This is a genomic window from Flavobacterium swingsii (assembly GCF_900111965.1).
In the GTDB taxonomy this organism is placed as follows: domain Bacteria; phylum Bacteroidota; class Bacteroidia; order Flavobacteriales; family Flavobacteriaceae; genus Flavobacterium; species Flavobacterium swingsii.
Window position 1 is genome coordinate 1 of record NZ_FOJT01000005.1, and the last position, 18,769, is coordinate 18,769.

Here is an 18,769-nt window from a genome sequence, read left to right on the forward strand (position 1 = left end):
TAGGCTATAGGTGTAAAGGCAGTAATGTCATAGCCGAGTAGTACTAATAACCCGTAAGCTTATGTACAAACTTTTCCCCGCCTCGGCGGGGAAGAAACTTTCTAAATAAATACTTCTTTATCTCAGTATGTTAAGATATTGTCCAATTGATAATTAACAATGTATAATTGCTAATTAACTTTGGAAATAATTGCCAAAGCAATTATAACCTCTTAAGGTGGTTATTGCGGCGGGGCTCACCTCTTCCCATCTCGAACAGAGAAGTTAAGCCCGCCTGCGCAGATGGTACTGCATTTTTGTGGGAGAGTATGTCGTCGCCTTTCTTTAAGAAAACCCTATCCAAATCGGATAGGGTTTTTTATTTTTTATAGGATTGACGTGTTCGCCTAACGGCTCGATTCGTCGTATTCCGATAGCTATCGGAACTTTTAAAAACCCCTATCCAATTCGGATAGGGGTTTTTGTTTATAAGAGGTTTTTTCTAATATGGTTTTCTATAATTTATAGATAATATGTTTTGTTTTACCGACGAATAACAGAATATTATTATTGCTATACCGCAAGAATTTATTTACTAATCAGTTGAATATTAACAGTTTGACGATTTTATTAGGTGTTTAATCGATTTTAATTGTAATGTTGTCCTGTCTAAACGTAACAAGTGGGTTTGGATACAACAACACAAATAATCTGATTATGAGAAGTACTTTATCAAAAATTGTTTTTTTAGTTTTAGTTTCTATTTCTATTGTTTCTTGTTCTAAAGAAGAGGCTGTTAGTGCTCCTGCTGTAGATATGTCTCAGGTCAGCGCAAAATATACTTATACTACTGAAGAAACACAAGTGTTGACTTTAGTAAACAACTATAGAGCCAGTATTGGTAAAAATACATTAGAAAAAATAGATTATATCTCTATCAAATCGGAAGAGCATGACAATTATATGATATCAACTGGAACGGTAAGCCATAATTATTTTCAGGATCGTTATGAGAACTTAGTTCAGGTGATTGGCGCAAAGAATGTAGCTGAGAATTTGGCTTATAATTATAGTACTCCAGAGGGTGTAGTAAACGCATGGTTAAACAGTGCATCGCACAAAGTGAATATTGATGGTGATTTTACCCATTTTGGAATTGCGATTAGAACCAACAGCGATGGAAAAAGATACTACACGAATATATTTGTGAAAAAATAAAGAGAGTTTGTTTTTAGTTTGTTTGATAAAAAAAATGCTTTAGTTGGGAAACTAAAGCATTTTTTATGGTTTATTGGTTTGTCTTTTGGAACGAGGATGAAACGGATTTAAACGGATTTTTTGTTTTGTGTGGGAATTTTGAATGTTGAAGTTTCGTCCGCGTGAGGGATAGCAGCGGAAATCCTTTAGTTTTTTTCTTTAAAAAATAAAAGATTATAGCGTCCCGATAGCTATCGGGAAGCCCGACCCTTGTGGTCACGCCATACTTCGACTACGCTCAGTATGGCAGTATTATTAGAAAATTATAGTATTTCGAGTGTTCTTTCTAATGACATTCCTCTTGAACCTTTGATTAAAATTGTTTTTTTGCTTGGCCTTTTTGTTTTAAAACTTTCGGAGAATGATTCGTAAGTTTCAAAAAAATGAATGTTTTTATGGTCTAATTTATTACTGTAAAAGTCTTTTCCGACAAAATAGGTTTCTATTTTGTGTTTGTTAATGAGGAGTTCGATTATTCTTTTGTGTTCGGTTAAGCTTTCTTTTCCTAATTCGAACATGTCTCCTAAAATGGCAATTTTTTCTTTCCCTTCTAATTGTATAAAGTTCGAAATTGCTGCACTCATGCTGCTCGGATTTGCATTATAGGCATCTAAAATAATGTGATTGCTATTTTTTTCGATTAATTGAGAGCGATTATTTGTAGGGATATAATTTTCGATCGCTTCTTTAATATCATTATCAGAAATATTGAAATATTTTCCGATAGCTATAGCCGCATTTATATTGTTTGTGTTATATAATCCTATCAGATGCGACTGAATTTCGACTTTGTTATAATTAATTATAACCATTGGGTTTGCTGTAACAGAATCTATTTTAACATCACTTTTTGCTTTGTGTGAAAAACTATAACGTGTTATTTGTGTCGTTTTTTCGTTCTGAATCTCATCATCAAGATTTATGAAAGCCATTTTTTTATTTTCTTCTAAGTAATGATATAGTTCGCTTTTTGCTTTGATAACACCTTCGATACCTCCAAAACCTTCTAAATGTGCTTTGCCGAAATTTGTTATATAACCAAAATCAGGTTCAGTAATAGAACATAATAATTCGATTTCTTTTTGGTGATTTGCACCCATTTCTACAATACCAATATCAGTATCTTCGTTGAATGAGAGTAGTGTTAGCGGAACTCCAATATGATTGTTTAGATTGCCAACGGTTGCTTTAGTATTGTATTTTTTTGAAAGCACAACGTTTATAAGTTCTTTGGTTGTAGTTTTTCCGTTACTTCCTGTTAGGGCTATAATAGGAAGTCCTAATTGTTGGCGATGGTATTTTGCTAGTTCTTGCAGTGTTTGTAAACTGTTTGAAACAAGAATCATTTTATTCTTGTCTGTATAATATTTTTTGTCATCAATGATTACAAATAATGCGCCTTTGTTTATTGCTTCTTCTGCAAATGTATTGGCATCAAAGTTTTCTCCTTTTAGGGCAATAAATAAGGAGTTGTTTTCTATTTTTCGTGTATCCGTATTTACGGAAGTACACTGTAAGTAACATTGGTAAATTTCTTCGATTTTCATAATACGAAAGTAATAAAAAAATAAAAGCCCTAAAAATTTAGGGCTTTTAAATATTGTATAAGAGAAATATTAATTTCTTGCTCTTTTTGGCATGTCAGATTTTGGTCCAACTCTAGACATTGCACATCTAAATCCAATATAATCAGATGCTATATCTTGTTGGCAATATCTTCTTTGTGCTGGGTCTAACCAGTATGCTCTGTCTCTCCAAGAGCCACCTTTGTAAACTCTTACATCGTCACCAATTAATGAGGTTCTTTTGTCAGACTTATCAAATTTACGTTCCATTTTCTTTTCTTTAGTAACTGTATCGGCAATAACAGTACCTACTTGGTGAATTGGAGAATCGTACATTCTGTTTTTATTGTCTTTTTTAGCTTCTCCTTCTTCAGCAGAGCCATAGTCAAAGAAACGTGTAGACGCCTTGTCACCATCTCTGTAGTTTATTTCATTACTCTTGTCGAAGTTTTGTCTTAAATAAGTTTCTTTTTCGTCAACAGGTACTTGAGCAATATCTCCAGGTTTGTTTCTGGCAATAACTTTACCATTACTTAGTGTATCGTATTTAATGTTTTCTGAAGTTACTAATTCGATTTTACCGTCATCACCAATTTTATTTTTAGTGTAAACGTTTCCACGAACGTAGTTGAAATCATTTGCTTCGTCATCAACTATAGGTCTGTAAACATCTTGTACCCATTCAGCAACGTTACCTGCCATATCGTACAATCCAAAGTCATTTGGTTTGTATGATTTTACAGGAGCAGTAATATCAGCTCCGTCATCAGACCAACCTGCTATTCCTCCGTAATCACCTTTTCCTTGTTTGAAATTGGCTAATTGATCTCCTCTTGAAGATCTGCTTCCAGAACGTGTGTAAGAACCTTTCCAAGGATATTTCTTTTGACCTCTGTAAAGGTTGTATTCTCTGTTTCCTACATCGGCAGCAGATGCATATTCCCATTCTGCTTCGGTTGGTAGTCTGTATTCAGGTAAAAGTATTCCTGAAGTTTTTTGCGCATATACATTTGTTGAATCGGCTGATTTTTTTGATCTTCCTTTTACTTTTTTCAAAACAATACTATCATTCCCACCAAATGATGTTGATGGAGAAGCTAAGTATGCTTCGGTACTAAATGTATTGTTGGCATCTACATCTACAATCTTAGCGCCTTTTTTCATATAACCTTCTCTCTCAAGTACTGATTCGTTTACACGGTCAGTTCTCCACTTAGCATATTCGCTAGCTTGAATCCAGTTTACTCCTACAACTGGGTATTGAGAGTAAGCAGGGTGTCTCAAATAGTTATTGGTCATAGTTTCGTTATAACCTAATCTATTTCTCCAAACTAATGTGTCTGGAAGAGCACCTTCGTAAATGTTTTTGTAAGTTTCTTCAGTAGGAGGAAAGACTCTTTTTGTCCAGTCTAAATATTCCATGTACATAAGGTTTGTCACCTCAGTTTCATCCATATAAAAAGATTGAACGTGTTGCTGATTTGGGGTATTGTTCCAATCATGCATAACATCATCTTGAACTTTACCCATTGTAAATGTTCCACCTTCAACTAATACTAATCCAGGAGCAGTCTCTTGTTTAGTAAAATTATTGTTGTATTGGAAACCACCACTAGGGTCGTTAATCTTCCATCCGGTAGCGGAAGAAGTGTTTTTCGAACTAGACTTTTTACTACAACTAGTAAATCCAAACAGTACTATTAATGAAAACAGTACTCTTACAGTCACAATTTTGTTTACTTTCATACTTTCGTAGGTAATTATTTTGTGGCGCAATATAACAATTAACCATTAAACTGCAACACCTTTTTTAGAAATATTTAAAAAAACAACAAAAAAAATATTTTTAGGCTATTTGTATATAAACGAACTATATCTTTTTATATTGTATTTAAAATTTTATTTTTACTGACTAAAATAAAAAGCACTTAAAAGCGTTATATTTGAATATGAAAAAAATTGTTAGTTTAATTATCTTATTTGTTTTCCAAGTAGCTGTTGCTCAAAACAATAATATTGTTACTATTGGTTGGGTAGATGGAAATTATTCCGTTACTGAAAACTATAAAGTAAGTATTCCTAATTTTAAATCAGAGTCCTTTATATATAATGAGGTAAAAAGGAGTGTTTTTTTTTCTAAAAAGTTCGAAGTGCCTTTTGCTATCGATGAGAAGAGCTTAAAATTATCAAATATTGTTTTTGAAACTCTTTCTGAAGAAAAATTAGGGGATTTAGATAAATCTCAAATTCCAAAGACACTTAATGCAGCGATTCAAAATGCAAAAGCAAGAGAGGTAAATTATGGACTGCTAACTTTTTCACCTATAATAAAAGAGGGGAATATTTACAAAAGAGTAAAATCACTTTCTTTTGATTATACTGCTGGAATAGACAATGGGTTGAACCAGAAAAATATTACGGCATTATCTAGTTCAGTATTAAAAACAGGTGCTTGGCGCAGATTTTATGTTCAAACATCTGGAGTATATAGGATTTCTAAAGCATTTTTAGCAGGATTGGGTTTTGATGTAAATGTTGATCCTCGAACAATAAAAATTTATGGAAATGGGGGAAGAATGATTCCGCTTACAAATTCCGTTCCTTATCCGACAGATTTAGCTGAGAATGCCATACAATTTAATGGAGAAAATGATGGTGTTTTTAATGATGGTGATTTTATTTTGTTTTATGCCGAGGGTGTTGATAATTACAATGACGATAGCGACACTCACGTTAATTTATATGCTGACAAATCTTATTATTATGTAACATCATCTGCATCAAGCGGAAAAAGAATTACACCAATTGTAGAATCTCCGCAACCGCCAGATGTAATATTTACTACTTATGATGAGTATCAGTATCATGAAGTTGACAGAGCTAATCTCGCACACTTAGGAAGAAAATGGTATGGTGAACAGTTTAAGATTACTAATGACCAGAATTTTCAGTTTTCGTTTCCCAATATCGTTACAACAAATCCTGTATTGTTAAAAGTTCAGGCTGCTGCTGTTAGTGTTAATAATTCTACATTTATTGTAAAAGCTAATAATATAAATGTTGGGAATGTTAATTTATCTGCAGCTTCATCGGCATCGCTTGCTGATGAAGCGGCTCTTTTGAATACGATAAATACAACAAGTGCAAATATTTCTATCAATTTAAATTACAATAACAATGGTGTGCCAAGTGCCATAGGATATTTGGATTATATAACTTTAAAAGCAAAATCAAATCTAAATGGTTATGGTAGGCAATTCAGATTCTCGGTCGATGCTGTTTCTACATCTATAGGAACTTGCGAATATCAGATAAGTAACGCATCAGCAATAGGGCAGGTTTGGGATATTACCGATATATTTAATGTTACGGCAAAATCAAATGCTGGGCAGTCACAATTTTCGTTCAAATCCTTTATGGGTGAAGATAAAAAATATTTAATTGTGGATAATTTTGATGTTTATACACCACTAAAAGACGCTAACACAATCGTTGCTAATCAAGATTTAAAAGGAACAATTTTCTTAAATAAACAAGGTGTTTTTGATGATGTAGATTATCTTATCGTTACGCCAGCCTCATTAAGTAGTCAAGCAGAGCGATTGGCAAATTTTCATCGAACAAACTCTAATCTGAATGTAAAAGTGATTAACCTCGAGAATTTGTACGAAGAATTTTCGTCAGGAAAACAAGATATAGGTGCCATTAGAAATTTTGTAAAATACGTTTATGACAATCCATCAGTTCCAAGCGAAAAACTAAAATATTTATGTCTTTTTGGTGATGCTTCGTTTGATTTTAAAGATAGAGTTAAAAACAACACTAATGTTGTTCCTGTATTTCAATCAATGGAAAGCTTCTCTCTTTCAGGATCATTTGTTTCCGATGATTATTTTGGATTGATGGATCCTAACGAAGGAAGTATGATAGGTGCATTAGGTTTAGATGTAGCTGTAGGAAGGATGCTAATCTCGAGTTTGCAACAAGCCGAACAAATGGTAACAAAAGTTATAGATTATTACGACAAAAAATCCTACGGAAGATGGCGAAATAATTTAGTCTTTATATCCGACGATATAGATAAAGATAGTGATTATACATTACAGTCGGATTTAGATGATTTAGCAAACAGAGTTACGCAAGAAAAACCTTTTTTTAACGCAAAAAAAATACATATCGATTCTTACGTACAAGAAACAACATCGGGCGGACAAAAATACCCTAAAGCCAAAGAAGATTTTATAAATTCTTTTGGACAAGGAGCTTTGGTTTTTAATTATTTCGGACATGGAGGCGAAGACGGTCTTTCAGGAGAAAGGCTTTTCGAAACAAAAGATGCAATGGCATTGAATAATCGATACAAATATCCGTTATTTATAACTGTAACCTGCGAGTTTACTCGTTTTGATGATCCGTTAAGACCGACCGCTGGCGAGCATACTTATTGGAATCCTTTTGGCGGAGCGGTGTCAATGGTTACAACAACAAGACAAATAGGACAATCAACAGGAGAAACGTTTAATGTTAATTTAGCTTCAAATTTATTTGCTTACGGCTCAAATAATTACACTTCTGTAGCAGAATCTGTTAGATTAACTAAGGTCATGTCTGGGAATTCAGGAAATAATGTGGTTTTTTATATTGGTGATCCAGCATTAAAATTAGCTATTCCAAAACCAAAAGTAAGATTAACAAAAATAAATGGAGTGCCTATTACTGGTACACCAGATGTGTTACAAGCGTTAGCTTTTGCAACCATTTCGGGAGAAGTTACGGATGAATTTGATGTACCGTTAACAAGCTACAACGGAGAATTAGCAGTAAATATATATGATAAAGATATAAGTCGTACCACTTTAGCAAATGACGGAACATATATTAATGGCGTTCTTCATACCATGAATTTCACCACATTAGGTGAAACCATTTTTAGAGGAAATGCATCGGTTACAAATGGTCAGTTCGAGTTCGGATTTGTTGTGCCGCGTGATATAAAAATACCTGTAGGAAACGGGAAAGTAAGTTTCTATGCAAAAAATAATAATGCGCTAGAAGATCAAACAGGTTCTGATTTTTCTGTAAAAATCGGAGGATTAAACGCTAATGCTGTTGCCGATGTCGTGCCTCCTAGAATAGAAATTTATATGAATGATAGAACATTCGCTTCTGGCGGAATCACAAATCAGTCGCCATTATTTTTAGCCTTTCTGGAAGACGAACACGGTATAAATACAGCGAGTGGAATAGGTCATGACATTGTTGCGTATTTAGATGGTGACGAAACAAAACCATATATTTTGAATGATTATTACGAAACCGAACTAAATGATTATACAAAAGGAAAACTAAAATATCCTTTCAGAAACTTAGCAGTAGGTTTGCATATCTTAACATTCAAAGCTTGGGACGTTTATAATAATATAGTAACGGCCGATTTGCAGTTTATAGTAGCAGGCGACGAAACATTATCATTAACAAATGTTTTAAATTATCCAAACCCATTTGTAAACCATACCGAATTTTGGTTTACTCACAACAGACCATTAGAAGAACTAGAAGTGCAAGTGCAAGTATTTACTATAACAGGTAAGGTAGTTTGGACAAAAAACCAAATCGTAAGCAATGGAGGTTTTACTTCGCGTGACATTACTTGGGACGGACGGGATGATTTTGGAGACAAAATAGGGAAGGGAGTTTATGTTTATAAATTAACCGTAAAGTCGAATGTTACTAATAAAAAGATCGAAAAAATCGAGAAATTAGTAATTCTTTAATAAAAGAATATATATTTGTTAATTATTATATCAAAAAATAAAATGAAGAGAATTGTTTTTATATTATCAGGATTATTTATAGGAATTAATGTTAATGCACAAACCGAACGACCTATAACAACAGGTGTTCCGTTTTTATTAATCGCTTCCGACGCTCGTGCCGCAGGTATGGGAGATAACGGAGTTGCCACTTCGCCTGATGCTTATTCGCAACAATATAATCCTGCAAAGTATGCTTTTTCAACAAAAAAACAAGGTTTTGCAGTAAGTTATACGCCATATTTGACAGCGCTTGTTAATGATATCTCGTTAGGGCAACTTAACTATTTTAACAGAATAAACGAACGAAGTGCTATAGGGTCAAGTTTGCGTTATTTTAGTTTAGGCGAAATTCAATTGACGGACGACCAAGGAACAGCACTAAACATAGTAAAACCAAACGAATTGGCATTAGATTTATCTTACTCATTAAAGCTGAGCGAAAAATATTCTATGGCAGTAGGAGCACGTTATATTAGATCTAATTTAAAAGTAGCTTCAGGAACAGTAGATGCTTCGGCAGCAAGTACTTTTGCGGTAGATGTTGCTGGTTATTATCAATCGGAAGAGATTGCTTATAGTGATTTTAATGGTCGTTGGAGAGGTGGTTTTAATCTTCAAAATTTAGGGCCTAAATTAAGTTATGACGGAAATACGGGTGTCGAAAATAATGCAAATTTCTTACCTTCAAACTTACGCATAGGTGGTGGTTTCGATTTTATTTTAGACGATTATAACAAAATTTCTGCCAATGTTGAATTTGCAAAACTATTAGTTCCAACACCACAAATCCCAGTTCCTGTCGATTTAAACGGAGACGGAGATACTTTAGATGCTGGAGAAAACGGTGTGGCACAAGCTAATGCAGATTATAAAGCAATTGGTTGGACTTCGGGAGTTTTCAAATCTTTTGGTGATGCACCAGATGGTTTTAGTGAAGAGTTAAAAGAGTTTACTTATGCTGCAGGAGCAGAATATTGGTACCAAGATTCATTTGCTTTGCGTTTAGGATATTTTCACGAAAGTGAGCAAAAAGGAAAGAGAAAATACTTTACTTTAGGAGCAGGTTTCAAATATAATGTTGTAACTTTAGATGTTTCTTATTTGTTTTCGGCATCAAAAGTGCCAAATCCTTTAGAGAATACATTGCGTTTTTCTCTAACATTCAATTTCGGTGACGATTATGATCAGAATTAAAATCAATAAATAATAAATAAACAATCCAAATTTCAATTACTGAGATTTGGATTTTTTTTCCAATTTAAATTATGAAAGAGATTAATATAAATACGCGATTATCGGTTTTTGAATCGATGCAAGAATTACCTAACGATGTACGTGACTTAATGCAAAAAGCCATCGATGTAAGAAAAAATGCTTATGCTCCATATTCTAAGTTTAATGTAGGAGCGGCTATTTTATTAGATAATGGCGAAATTGCTTTGGGTTCGAACCAAGAAAATGCGGCGTATCCTTCCGGATTGTGCGCGGAAAGAGTAGCTATTTTTCACGCAGGAGCTATTTACCCTAACGCAAAAATTGTAAAAATGGCAATTACGGCTGGCTCGACAACATCGGCAACGACAAAACCTATTCCGCCGTGTGGTGCTTGTCGTCAAGCAATTTTCGAATATGAGTTTAGACAAGACAATCCAATAGAAATTTATTTTATGGGAGAAACGGGAGAAGTTTACAAATCAAATTCAATACAAAATTTACTCCCATTAACATTTGATAAGAACTTCTTGTAATTTTTATTAAAAAAAAGCAGTTAAATTTTACTTCTTACGTGGAATGTCTTATTTTTGCTTTTCGCAAATTTGTAAGAGGTCGATATTTAAAGTTTATAAGATAGATTGCAAGCGTAAAATACTAGAAAAAGAAAATTTAGATGAAAGAAATTACAAAAGAAGTTTACTTAAAGTGGTACGAAGACATGCTACTTTGGAGAAAGTTTGAAGACAAACTAGCGGCACTTTATATACAACAAAAAGTAAGAGGATTTCTTCACTTATATAACGGTCAAGAAGCAGTTCTTGCAGGTGCTTTGCACGCAATGGAACTAGGGAAAGACAAAATGATTACGGCGTATCGTAACCACGTTCAACCAATCGGAATGGGTGTAGATCCAAAAGCTGTTATGGCTGAATTGCTTGGAAAAGTAACGGGAACATCTAAAGGAATGGGTGGTTCGATGCATATTTTCTCGAAAGAAAAAGGATTTTTTGGGGGTCACGGAATCGTAGGAGCTCAAATTCCTGTTGGAGCTGGAATGGCTTTTGCAGATAAGTATTTTGGTCGTGACGGTGTTACTTTAACCTATTTTGGTGATGGAGCAGCACGTCAAGGTTCTTTACACGAAGCTTTTAATATGGCGATGTTGTGGAAATTACCAGTGGTTTTTATCGTTGAAAATAATGGCTATGCCATGGGAACTTCGGTAGAAAGAACGGCCAATCATACGGATATCTGGAAACTAGGTTTAGGATACGAAATGCCTTGTGGACCAGTAGACGGAATGAATCCTGTAAAAGTTGCTGAAGCCATGCATGAAGCTATAGATAGAGCACGTCGTGGTGATGGACCAACTTTCTTAGAAATGAAAACATACCGTTTTAGAGGTCACTCGATGTCTGATGCGCAACTATATCGTTCTAAAGAAGAAGTAGAAGAATACAAAAAAATAGATCCAATTACTCAAGTTCTTGATGTAATCATGGAGAAAAAATATGCTACAGAAGAAGAAATTGAAGTAATTGACGAAAGAGTAAAAGATTTAGTAGAAGAATGTGTAGCATTTGCCGAAGAATCTCCTTTCCCAGAAGTACAACAATTATACGATGTAGTTTACGACCAAGAAAATTATCCATTTATTCCTCATAGACTATAATTATGGCAACAGTAATCACAATGCCTCGCCTAAGCGATACGATGACGGAAGGAACAGTAGCAACTTGGTTAAAAAAAGTAGGCGATAAAGTTTCAGAAGGCGATATTCTTGCCGAAATTGAAACCGATAAAGCAACTATGGAATTTGAATCTTTCAACTCAGGAACGCTTTTATATATTGGAATACCAGAAGGAGAATCGGCACCAGTAGATTCACTTTTAGCTATTATTGGAAAAGAAGGAGAAGATATTTCTGCTTTATTAAATGGAAATCCAGTAGCCGCAAAAACAGAAGCTGCTCCGGAAGTTGTAACTCCAAATGCAGTCGAAGAGCAATCTAAATCAGTTAGCCTTCCAAAAGGAGTTGTAGTTGTTACTATGCCAAGACTTTCAGACACTATGACTGACGGAACTGTTGCAACTTGGTTGAAAAAAGTAGGTGATAAAGTTGCCGAAGGCGATATTCTTGCCGAAATTGAAACCGATAAAGCCACTATGGAATTTGAATCTTTCAATGCAGGGACTTTATTATTTGTAGGAATTAATGAAGGAGAATCTGCGCCAGTTGATAGTGTTTTAGCGATTATTGGACCAGAAGGAACGGATATTGCAGGAATTGCAGAAAATTATAAAAAAGGTGGAAATGTTGCTGCTCCAGTTGCTGAAAAAGCGGCTGAAGTTCCTAATGCAACATCAAATAACGAAAACCCAACATCAAACTCAACGGATAGAGTTTTCGCTTCGCCATTAGCTAAAAAAATTGCTCAAGACAAAGGAATTAACTTATCTCAAGTAAAAGGTTCTGGAGAAAATGGTAGAATCGTAAAAGGAGATGTAGAAGGATTTACACCTCAAGCTGCAGTTCAACAAGCAGTTTCTACTTCACCTGTAACAAATAGTGCTGCTTCTGTAGTAAAACCATTTGTTCCTGCTGGAGAAAAATTCTCAGAAGAAATCAAAAATTCGCAAATGCGTAAAACCATTGCAAAACGTTTATCAGAATCTATATTTACAGCACCTCATTTCTATTTAACTATCGAAATTGCGATGGATGAAGCTATGAAATCTCGTGCAACAATAAATACTATTCCTGACACTAAAGTATCGTTTAACGATATGGTTGTCAAAGCTTGTGCGATGGCTTTAAAGAAACACCCGCAAGTAAATTCTCAATGGACAGCAGATGCTATGATCATCAATCATCATGTAAATATTGGTGTTGCCGTAGCTGTTGAAGACGGATTGGTAGTTCCAGTTTTAAACTTTGCAGACCAAATGAGTTTAACTCAAATAGGAGCAAGTGTTAGAGATTTAGCAGGAAAAGCTAAAACTAAAAAATTAACACCAGCAGAAATGGACGGAAGTACATTTACGGTTTCTAATCTTGGAATGTTTGGTATTACCGAATTTACTTCAATCATAAACCAGCCGAATTCTGCAATTTTATCAGTAGGAGCTATTGTCGAAAAACCAGTAGTTAGAAATGGTCAAATTGTAGTTGGAAATACGATGAAAGTAACTCTTGCTTGCGATCACAGAACGGTCGATGGAGCAACGGGAGCACAATTCTTACAAACATTGAAACAATTTGTTGAAAATCCAGTAACTATGTTGGCATAATTGTCAATATATTTTTAATATTTAATCTCATCTTGATTCAATCATGATGAGATTTTTTTTTATTTTAGCTTAAATTCATTTTTTATGAAAAACATCATCATTACAGGTACTTCTAGAGGAATTGGTTACGAATTGGCGTTGCAATTTGCAAATGCAGGACATAACGTTTTGGCTATTTCTAGAAAAACACCACAAGCATTAATCGATAATGAAAATATTACTTGTCTTTCTGTCGATTTGTCTAATGAAAAAGAACTACAGCAAGTAGAAAATTTCCTTTCTCAAACTTGGAAAAAAGTTGATGTTATAGTTCATAATGCGGGTTCACTTTTATTAAAACCTTTCGGAGAAATCACATCACAGGAATTCGAAAATATATATAAAGTCAATGTTTTTGGCGTAGCAAATCTAACACGCGTTTGTTTGCCTTATCTTCAAAAAGGAAGTCATGTCGTTACGATAAGTTCTATGGGCGGAATTCAGGGAAGTATGAAGTTTGCAGGATTAGCAGCTTATAGTTCTAGTAAAGGAGCTGTGATTACGTTGTCGGAATTATTAGCAGAAGAATATAAAGAACGTGGAATTTCGTTCAATGTTTTAGCGTTAGGTTCTGTAAATACCGAAATGTTACAAGAAGCTTTTCCAGGTTATGAAGCGCCACTTTCAGCAACGGAAATGGCCGATTATATTTATAATTTTTCTTTAACAGGGAATAAATATTATAATGGTAGGGTTTTGCAAGTTTCAACAACAACACCATAAATGAAAACCGTTTTAGAGAAATACATACCAGAACATTCGGTAGAGCCAGTTTTTGAATTAATCAAAATCAATCAAGTGCATCTCAAAATCGTCAACGAGCGAGTGACTCGTCATGGGGATTATCGAAAAGGATTGTCTGGGAAACACGAAATTACAGTAAATACCAGTTTGAATAAATATCGTTTCTTAATGACATTAATTCATGAAATATCACATTTAGTTGCTTTCGAAAAATACGGAAGAAATATAAAACCACACGGCGACGAATGGAAACTGACTTTTCAGCGATTGATGGTTCCGTTTATTCGTCCCGAGATATTTCCAAGTCAATTATTGCCTTTGTTGGCCAGACATTTCAGAAATCCAAAAGCGAGTAGCGATACCGATGCTACTTTGTCATTGGCCTTAAAACAATTTGACCCAGAGAACGATAAAAACTATATCTTTGAGATACCTTACGGAAGTGTATTTCGTATTCATAATGGAAAAATTTTTAAAAAAGTAGCCTTAAGATTAAAAAGATACGAATGTTTAGAAGTAAATTCTGGACGAACTTATTTATTTAACCCAAATGCAGAAGTAGAATTGTTACCAAATTAGGTATAGAAAATGAATAAAAATTATTACGCAATATTAATGGCTGGTGGCGTTGGATCACGATTTTGGCCAGTAAGCACCGCCGAATTCCCTAAGCAATTTCACGATATGTTAGGTTCGGGAGAAACATTAATACAAAAAACTTTTTCGAGATTATCTAAGTTAATTCCTGTCGAAAACATTCTGATTTTAACCAACGAAAGTTACAATCATTTGGTTTTAGAACAATTACCAATGGTAAAGCAAGAACAAGTTTTGCTGGAACCAGCCATGCGAAATACAGCGCCATGTATTTTGTATGCGTCATTAAAAATTCAAAAGCAAAACCCAAATGCGGTGATAGTTGTGGCGCCAAGTGATCATTGGATTGAAAATGAAGATGCATTTACCAAAAATTTGCAACAATGTTTCGATTTTTGCACCCATGAAAACGCATTGATGACACTAGGGATTCAACCTACATTTCCCAATACAGGCTTTGGCTATATCGAATATGATAAAACCGATGCCAATCCGATAAAAAAAGTAAACCAGTTTAGAGAAAAACCCGATTACGAAACGGCAAAATCATTCCTAGATTCTGGTAATTTCCTTTGGAATGGTGGAATTTTTATTTGGAGCGTCAAAACAATTACAGAAGCTTTTTCTGAATTTCAACCTAAAATGAATGACTTGTTTCTAAAAGGATTAGAAAGTTATAATACTTCGGATGAAACGCAATTTATAGAAGAAAATTATGCGCTTGCCGAAAATATCTCTATCGATTATGCTGTGATGGAAAACGCTAAAAATGTTTATGTTTTGCCTGCCACTTTCGACTGGAATGACTTGGGGACTTGGGGCTCGCTTCACGAAAAATTAGACAAAGATGAGAACAATAATGCGGTTGTAAATGCCAAAGTTTTGCTCGAAAATTCCTCTAATAATATTGTCCGTTCCGATGCCAACAAACTAATCATTATTGATGGTTTGCACGATTATATCATTGTAGATAAAGAAGGGATTTTACTAATTTACCCAAAAAGTAAAGAACAAGATATAAAAAGTATTGTGAAAAAATTGGAACAGAATTAAAGTTAGGTAGAATTATTAGTTAGCAGAAATATTTGGAATCCGTGTAAAACCTAAATATATGGGAATAGAAGAAATATTTAAAGGAATATTTGACATTAAAAAAATACCGACAAAAATATTCTTTGTAATGTTTATAGTCGGAACATTTATATTTTATGCGCCAAATAATTTAGTTTCAATTCAGTTCAAAAATGGTAGTGATTTAAAAATATATGTATATATCATCTACTTAGTTTGCTCAGGAATATTTGTTGTTAATTGCGTTACTGGAATTTTTAATTATATAAAAGACCTTTTCTTATCAAGACAAATAAAAAAAGAATACAAAAACTTACTTAATAATCTTGATGATTATGAAAGAGCAGTTTTGAGGGAATTTTACTTATACAATAAAAACACATTAGATTTTCCTTACGAGGATAACATTATAAAAGGATTAGTAGATAAAAAAATTTTATTTTTTGCTTCCCAATTTGGAGGAAGTATAATGCTAAGTGGTAGAAATTCCACTTTTAAAATAAATAGCTATTTAAAGGAAATAATTGACATAAAAAAAGACTTAGGATTAACAGATAATCCAAACAAAAGAGAAGCCGATTATATTTTAAAAAATCGTCCGCATTGGACGGAGAATGATTTACAATATATATAGAATTATAATTTCTATATTACACTTCTGTCTGTTTTAATAGTGGTTTCGATTAAAAAGGAGATTCCCTAGTTCCTCTAAGAGTAAGTAAACTTATAATATAGAAAAGACAAGACTTTAAGCCTTTTCACTCAACACAGCTTGTCTCACTTTTTTAAACAATTCTGACGAATACACAAAATCAACAACGGCTTCATTATCCGTTCTAAAAATTTCTTCTTTGGTTCCTTGCCAAGCTTTCAAACCGTTTTTTAGGAACAAAATATTCTGCCCAATTTCCATTACGGAGTTCATATCGTGGGTGTTAATCACGGTTGTAATGTTGTATTCTTCGGTGATTTCGCCAATCAAATTATCAATCAAAATAGCCGTATTTGGATCTAAACCAGAGTTGGGTTCGTCGCAAAATAAATATTTAGGATTGTTTACAATGGCACGAGCAATGGCAACACGTTTTTGCATTCCGCCCGAAATTTCAGAAGGTAATTTTTTATGAGCATCAATAAGATTGACTCTTTTTAATACAAAATCGACACGATCCTGAATTTCTGATTTAGAATTCTGTGTAAACATTTTTAGAGGAAAACCTACATTTTCTTCGACTGTCATCGAATCGAATAAAGCACTTCCTTGAAAAACCATACCAATTTCGGTACGTAATTCCCGTTTTTCATCGGCAGATAATTCGGAATATATTCTTCCATCAAAGGAAATAGTTCCCACTTCTGGCGAATGAATTCCCAACAAGCTTTTTAGTAATACTGTTTTTCCAGAACCACTTTGACCAATGATTAAATTGGTTTTTCCAGTTTCAAAAACAGTCGAAACTCCTTTTAAAACTTTGCTTTCGCCAAACGATTTCTCGATATTTTTTACTTCTATCATTAGGTTAAAAGTAGTTGAGTTAAAATATAATTCATCAAAATAATCATGACCGATGTCCAAACAAACGACACCGTACTTGCTTTCCCTACTTCAAGTGCGCCACCTTTCATATAATAACCGTGAAATGATGGAATCGTAGCCAGAATTAAAGCAAAAATTAATGTTTTTATGAATGCATAAGTAATATGAAAAGGAATAAATTCTTTTTGAAGTCCGTCTATAAATTCAGCACTACTACCAAAACCGCCGTAAACACTGGCGATATAACCACCCAGAACACCTAAAAACATCGCGATTCCTATAAGGAACGGATATAATAACAAGGCAATTAGTTTTGGAAATACAAGATAGTTTAAGGAGTTTACACCCATTACTTCGAGCGCATCAATTTGTTCGGTAACACGCATGGTTCCTATGCTCGACGTGATAAACGAACCCATTTTTCCTGCCATAATGATGGAGATAAAAGTAGGCGCAAATTCTAAAATAATAGATTGTCTGGTCGCAAAACCAATAAGATATTTAGGAATTAGCGGATTGGTCAAATTCAGAGCGGTTTGTATGGCTACAACACCACCTACGAAAAATGAAATGAAGGCTACAATACCTAAGGAACCAATAATTAAATCATCTATTTCTTTGAAGATAAGCGTTCGCATCACCGACCATTTGGTTGGTTTTTTGAAAATCTCTGCTATCATCAGAAAATATCTTCCGATTTGCGATAAATAACGAATTAACATCATAAGTTTAAATAATGGCTAAAGTAATTAATAATTGACAATTTACAATTGATAATGCAAATTAAAGAATCAACCAAACAATTTTTCTTTCATTTTCTTCCAACGATAATTTCTAATAAATCGGGCTTGTTCATCGGAAACTAATAAAGGTTTTTTTGCTGATTTTGCTTTCCAAAAACCATTGATGTAATCTAGAAATAATAAAGGTTTCTTTTTCATCATCGCCAGTTTTGCCGATGCAATTGCGGTAATAAAAAATCCGTATCCTAAACTATAAAATGCTTCGCCTTGTTTGTATCGAGCGGTTTTATTATAGTTTGCGCCTGTTGGTTTGAGATGTTTTACTTGTAACGATTGGTCGGTTACGACTTTCCAATTGTAAAATTTGCATAATAATTCATCAACCGTATCCCAACCCATCGCAGGTTTTAGTCCGCCAATTTGTTTGAAAGTTTCTTTTCGGTAGGCTTTAAAAGCACCACGAATATGATCTTTATCGGTCAGGTTTTCTAGAATCCAATCATTATTTTTTTCGATATAAGCAAATCCGCCAACCATTCCTGTCTTGTCATCAGACTTGAAATGATTGATAATGGTTTCGAAATAATTCTTTGGGAAAATTAAATCAGCATCTGCTTTTACAATAAAATCGTAATCATCATCTACCGTTTCTAATCCTTTGTTAAAGGCTTGTATGACTTTACTTCCTGGCAAATGTATCGCTTCCGAAGTTTTGTTTACTAAAGTTATAGTTGGATTATTTTCGGCGAAAGCCGATGCAATTTCTGCCGTTTTATCGGTCGAATTGTCATTGACGACCACGATTTTTGAAGGCAAAATAGTCTGCTCGATAATTGACTGTAAAGTCAAACTGAGAAACGATTCTTCGTTATGTGCAGGAATTATGATGTAATATTTCATTTTATACTAAACTCG

At 34.0% G+C, this 18,769-nt stretch carries 15 protein-coding genes and 1 rRNA gene; 11 read left to right on the forward strand and 5 right to left on the reverse strand.

Annotated features, from left to right (window positions below; translation table 11 throughout):
• Positions 1 to 213 precede the first annotated feature (213 nt).
• Positions 214 to 323: ribosomal RNA gene (gene rrf / locus BM053_RS09100) — 5S ribosomal RNA — on the forward strand.
• A gap of 373 nt (positions 324 to 696) precedes the next feature.
• Positions 697 to 1,197, forward strand: coding sequence for a CAP domain-containing protein (locus tag BM053_RS09105; protein ID WP_091476687.1), 501 nt, complete (start codon positions 697 to 699; stop codon positions 1,195 to 1,197).
• A 302-nt stretch (positions 1,198 to 1,499) separates the two neighbouring features.
• Here the strand turns inward: BM053_RS09105 and BM053_RS09110 are convergent, their stop codons facing one another.
• Positions 1,500 to 2,783, reverse strand: a complete 1,284-nt coding sequence (locus BM053_RS09110; RefSeq protein WP_091476691.1) for a UDP-N-acetylmuramoyl-tripeptide--D-alanyl-D-alanine ligase — start codon at positions 2,781 to 2,783, stop codon at positions 1,500 to 1,502.
• A gap of 69 nt (positions 2,784 to 2,852) precedes the next feature.
• Entirely contained in the window at positions 2,853 to 4,547 is a 1,695-nt protein-coding gene (gene gldJ / locus BM053_RS09115) for a gliding motility lipoprotein GldJ (protein WP_091476693.1), read from the reverse strand.
• A gap of 203 nt (positions 4,548 to 4,750) precedes the next feature.
• On the opposite strand from gldJ, the gene porU reads away from it, so the two are divergent.
• The 9 genes from porU to BM053_RS09160 all read left to right on the forward strand — a co-directional run bounded on the left by porU (position 4,751) and on the right by BM053_RS09160 (position 16,208).
• Positions 4,751 to 8,575, forward strand: a complete 3,825-nt coding sequence (gene porU, locus BM053_RS09120; protein WP_091476695.1) for a type IX secretion system sortase PorU — start codon at positions 4,751 to 4,753, stop codon at positions 8,573 to 8,575.
• Between the two features lie 42 nt (positions 8,576 to 8,617).
• Entirely contained in the window at positions 8,618 to 9,811 is a 1,194-nt protein-coding gene (porV, locus tag BM053_RS09125) for a type IX secretion system outer membrane channel protein PorV (protein WP_091476699.1), read from the forward strand.
• A 71-nt stretch (positions 9,812 to 9,882) separates the two neighbouring features.
• Positions 9,883 to 10,365, forward strand: coding sequence for a cytidine deaminase (cdd, locus tag BM053_RS09130; protein WP_091476701.1), 483 nt, complete (start codon positions 9,883 to 9,885; stop codon positions 10,363 to 10,365).
• Between the two features lie 140 nt (positions 10,366 to 10,505).
• Positions 10,506 to 11,504: a pyruvate dehydrogenase (acetyl-transferring) E1 component subunit alpha gene (gene pdhA, locus BM053_RS09135; protein ID WP_091476704.1), complete on the forward strand. Its 999-nt coding sequence runs from the start codon at positions 10,506 to 10,508 to the stop codon at positions 11,502 to 11,504.
• A gap of 2 nt (positions 11,505 to 11,506) precedes the next feature.
• Positions 11,507 to 13,123 (forward strand): pyruvate dehydrogenase complex dihydrolipoamide acetyltransferase, encoded by a 1,617-nt coding sequence (locus BM053_RS09140; protein WP_091476707.1) that lies wholly within the window; start codon positions 11,507 to 11,509, stop codon positions 13,121 to 13,123.
• Positions 13,124 to 13,207: 84 nt separating this feature from the next.
• The gene (locus BM053_RS09145) at positions 13,208 to 13,885 is read left to right on the forward strand and encodes an SDR family NAD(P)-dependent oxidoreductase (RefSeq protein WP_091476709.1); all 678 of its coding nucleotides are present in this window, start codon (positions 13,208 to 13,210) and stop codon (positions 13,883 to 13,885) included.
• Positions 13,886 to 14,485: a SprT-like domain-containing protein gene (locus tag BM053_RS09150; protein WP_091476711.1), complete on the forward strand. Its 600-nt coding sequence runs from the start codon at positions 13,886 to 13,888 to the stop codon at positions 14,483 to 14,485. It begins immediately after the preceding gene.
• A gap of 9 nt (positions 14,486 to 14,494) precedes the next feature.
• Positions 14,495 to 15,556 carry a mannose-1-phosphate guanylyltransferase gene (locus tag BM053_RS09155; protein WP_091476714.1) on the forward strand — a complete coding sequence of 354 codons (1,062 nt, stop codon included), beginning with the start codon at positions 14,495 to 14,497 and terminating at the stop codon, positions 15,554 to 15,556.
• 58 nt (positions 15,557 to 15,614) lie between these two features.
• Positions 15,615 to 16,208, forward strand: coding sequence for a super-infection exclusion protein B (locus tag BM053_RS09160; protein ID WP_091476717.1), 594 nt, complete (start codon positions 15,615 to 15,617; stop codon positions 16,206 to 16,208).
• Between the two features lie 114 nt (positions 16,209 to 16,322).
• Here BM053_RS09160 and BM053_RS09165 read toward each other — a convergent pair whose 3' ends face one another.
• From BM053_RS09165 to BM053_RS09175, 3 genes are all read right to left on the reverse strand, one after another.
• Positions 16,323 to 17,090: an ABC transporter ATP-binding protein gene (locus BM053_RS09165; protein ID WP_091476720.1), complete on the reverse strand. Its 768-nt coding sequence runs from the start codon at positions 17,088 to 17,090 to the stop codon at positions 16,323 to 16,325.
• Complete coding sequence (locus BM053_RS09170) at positions 17,090 to 17,836, reverse strand: MlaE family ABC transporter permease (protein WP_091476722.1); 747 nt, start codon at positions 17,834 to 17,836, stop codon at positions 17,090 to 17,092. Before BM053_RS09170 ends, BM053_RS09165 begins: the two co-directional genes overlap by 1 nt.
• A 66-nt stretch (positions 17,837 to 17,902) precedes the next feature.
• Positions 17,903 to 18,754, reverse strand: coding sequence for a glycosyltransferase family 2 protein (locus BM053_RS09175; protein ID WP_091476724.1), 852 nt, complete (start codon positions 18,752 to 18,754; stop codon positions 17,903 to 17,905).
• Between the last annotated feature and the right edge of the window lie 15 nt (positions 18,755 to 18,769).

What these genes read in the sequence shown, in the direction of transcription:
- BM053_RS09105 (WP_091476687.1), top strand. Translation starts at nt 697, where the DNA reads ATGAGAAGTACTTTATCAAAAATTGTTTTTTTAGTTTTAGTTTCTATT.
- BM053_RS09110 (WP_091476691.1), bottom strand. Translation starts at nt 2,783, where the DNA reads ATGAAAATCGAAGAAATTTACCAATGTTACTTACAGTGTACTTCCGTA.
- gldJ (WP_091476693.1), bottom strand. Translation starts at nt 4,547, where the DNA reads ATGAAAGTAAACAAAATTGTGACTGTAAGAGTACTGTTTTCATTAATA.
- porU (WP_091476695.1), top strand. Translation starts at nt 4,751, where the DNA reads ATGAAAAAAATTGTTAGTTTAATTATCTTATTTGTTTTCCAAGTAGCT.
- porV (WP_091476699.1), top strand. Translation starts at nt 8,618, where the DNA reads ATGAAGAGAATTGTTTTTATATTATCAGGATTATTTATAGGAATTAAT.
- cdd (WP_091476701.1), top strand. Translation starts at nt 9,883, where the DNA reads ATGAAAGAGATTAATATAAATACGCGATTATCGGTTTTTGAATCGATG.
- pdhA (WP_091476704.1), top strand. Translation starts at nt 10,506, where the DNA reads ATGAAAGAAATTACAAAAGAAGTTTACTTAAAGTGGTACGAAGACATG.
- BM053_RS09140 (WP_091476707.1), top strand. Translation starts at nt 11,507, where the DNA reads ATGGCAACAGTAATCACAATGCCTCGCCTAAGCGATACGATGACGGAA.
- BM053_RS09145 (WP_091476709.1), top strand. Translation starts at nt 13,208, where the DNA reads ATGAAAAACATCATCATTACAGGTACTTCTAGAGGAATTGGTTACGAA.
- BM053_RS09150 (WP_091476711.1), top strand. Translation starts at nt 13,886, where the DNA reads ATGAAAACCGTTTTAGAGAAATACATACCAGAACATTCGGTAGAGCCA.
- BM053_RS09155 (WP_091476714.1), top strand. Translation starts at nt 14,495, where the DNA reads ATGAATAAAAATTATTACGCAATATTAATGGCTGGTGGCGTTGGATCA.
- BM053_RS09160 (WP_091476717.1), top strand. Translation starts at nt 15,615, where the DNA reads ATGGGAATAGAAGAAATATTTAAAGGAATATTTGACATTAAAAAAATA.
- BM053_RS09165 (WP_091476720.1), bottom strand. Translation starts at nt 17,090, where the DNA reads ATGATAGAAGTAAAAAATATCGAGAAATCGTTTGGCGAAAGCAAAGTT.
- BM053_RS09170 (WP_091476722.1), bottom strand. Translation starts at nt 17,836, where the DNA reads ATGATGTTAATTCGTTATTTATCGCAAATCGGAAGATATTTTCTGATG.
- BM053_RS09175 (WP_091476724.1), bottom strand. Translation starts at nt 18,754, where the DNA reads ATGAAATATTACATCATAATTCCTGCACATAACGAAGAATCGTTTCTC.